Source organism: Pseudomonas sp. Ma2-10 (assembly GCF_054330215.1).
Map to the genome: position 1 here is coordinate 1 of NZ_JBTEYL010000062.1, position 2,294 is coordinate 2,294.

Annotated in this window: 2 protein-coding genes; both read left to right on the forward strand. The window is 61.3% G+C overall.

Annotated features, from left to right (window positions below; genetic code table 11):
* Positions 1-226 precede the first annotated feature (226 nt).
* A complete protein-coding gene (istA, locus tag ACXPVS_RS27225; RefSeq protein ID WP_458512641.1) occupies positions 227-1,741 on the forward strand; it encodes an IS21 family transposase in 1,515 nt (504 codons plus the stop codon).
* Positions 1,742-1,761: 20 nt separating this feature from the next.
* On the forward strand, positions 1,762-2,294 hold a 533-nt coding region (gene istB / locus ACXPVS_RS27230), incomplete at its 3' end, for an IS21-like element ISPre4 family helper ATPase IstB (RefSeq protein ID WP_458512642.1).

A 2,294-nucleotide genomic window follows, 5' to 3' on the forward strand; every position in this document is an offset into this window, starting at 1 on the left:
TGGGGATTCCATGCGCACTTGGACACCCAGTCCACGAACACTTGGACAGCGATTCCACGCTGACTTGGACACCCATTCCACGGCCACTTGGACACTCATTCCACAAGCACTTGGACAGTGATGTCCCGCTGATCCGATCCATGCTCAGGCAGGCAGCAACGCAGGATTATTCACTACCATCGACCTCTTTTCTCGAAGCGAAGAGGTCATCGTGGAGCGTATATCCATGCGTAAAATCCGAGAGGTACTACGTCTAAAGTTCGACGCTGGCCTGTCCGTGCGCAAGATCGCCGCCAGCCTGCGCATCAGTAGCGGCAGTGCGGGCAATTACTTGCACCGCTTTAACGCTTGCGGGCTGAGTTGGCCGACATTGTTATCGGATGCCGAACTGGAGCGATGCCTGTTCCCTCCAGCACCAACAGTTCCCAGCGATCAACGTCCGATGCCCGATTGGGCGTGGGCGCATGCCGAGCTGCGCCGCCCTGGCGTAACGCTGGCCCTGCTTTGGCAAGAGTACCGACTCGCTCACCCGCAAGGCTTCCAATACAGCTGGTTCTGCGAGCACTACCGCCTCTGGGCCGCCAAGGTCGACGTTGTCATGCGCCAGGAGCACCGTGCCGGCGAAAAGCTGTTCGTCGATTACGCCGGACAGACCGCGCCCATTATCGACCGACAGACCGGTGAAATCCGTCAGGCCCAGATCTTCGTCGCCGTCCTCGGCGCGTCCAGCTACACCTTCGCCGAGGCCACTTGGTCGCAGAAACTGCCCGACTGGCTGGGCTCGCACGCCCGCTGTTTTGCTTTTTTCGGTGGCACATCGCAGATCCTGGTGCCCGATAATCTGCGCAGCGGCGTCACCAAGGCGCATCGCTACGAGCCCGACATCAACCCCAGTTACCGCGATCTCGCCGAGCATTACGGCATCGCCGTATTACCTGCTCGCTCGCGCAAACCCAAGGACAAAGCCAAGGTCGAAGTGGGCGTGCAAGTCGTCGAACGCTGGATCCTGGCGGTGCTGCGCAACCGCCAGTTCTTCTCGCTCGGAGAACTCAACACGGCAATCAGCCTGCTGCTCGAACGCCTCAATCAAAAGCCCTTCAAGAAGCTGCCCGGCTCACGCCGCTCGGCCTTTGAGACCATCGACCAACCCGCACTGCAACCGCTACCAGAACACCCGTACATCTACGCCGAATGGAAAAAAGTGCGGGTGCACATCGACTACCACGTCGAGGTCGAGGGCCATTACTACTCGGTGCCGTACCAGCTGGTGAAGCACCAACTCGAAGTGCGGCTAACCGCTAAGACCGTCGAGTGCTTCCACGCCAACCAGCGGGTGGCCAGTCACCTGCGCTCGCTGCACAAAGGCCGCCACACCACCCAAACCGAGCACATGCCCAAGAGCCACCGCGAACACGCTGAGTGGACGCCACAACGACTGATCCGCTGGGCCGAGCAGACCGGGCCTAACACTGCTGGCGTTATCGCCTACATCCTTGAGCGCCGAATCCATCCTCAGCACGGCTTCCGCGCCTGCCTGGGCATCCTGCGCCTGAGCAAGCAGCACGGCGAAGAGCGGCTGGAAGCCGCTTGCCAGCGAGCGCTGGCACTGGGCGCGTGCAGCTACAAAAGCCTTGAATCGATCCTGCGCCAAGGGCTGGAAAAGCTACCGCTGTCCCAGCAAAACCTGCCGCTACTGCCCGACGAACACATCAACCTGCGCGGCCCTGGCTACTACCACTGACCTGAAAAAGGAGCACCAAAATGCTGCCCAACCCGACACTCGACAAGCTACAAACCTTGCGCCTGCACGGCATGATCAAGGCGCTGAGCGAGCAACACGCCACGCCCGATATCAATGATCTGAGCTTCGACGAACGCCTCGGCCTGATGGTCGACCGCGAGCTGACCGAACGTGAAAACACGCGTCTGAGCAGCCGGCTGAAACTGGCACGACTGCGCCACAACGCCTGCCTGGAAGACATCGATTACCGCAGCCCACGCGGCCTGGACAAGTCTCTGATCCTGCAACTGGGCGGCGGCCAATGGCTGCGCGACGGCCTGAACCTGATCATCGGCGGCCCAACGGGCGTAGGTAAAACCTGGCTCGCCTGCGCGCTGGCTCACAAGGCCTGCCGCGACGGTTACAGCGTGCGTTACCTGCGCTTGCCGCGCTTGATGGAAGAGCTGGGCCTGGCCCACGGAGACGGCCGCTTCGCGAAACTGATGGCGGGTTATGCCAAGACCGACTTGCTGATCCTGGACGACTGGGGCCTGGCGCCGTTTACCGCTGCGCA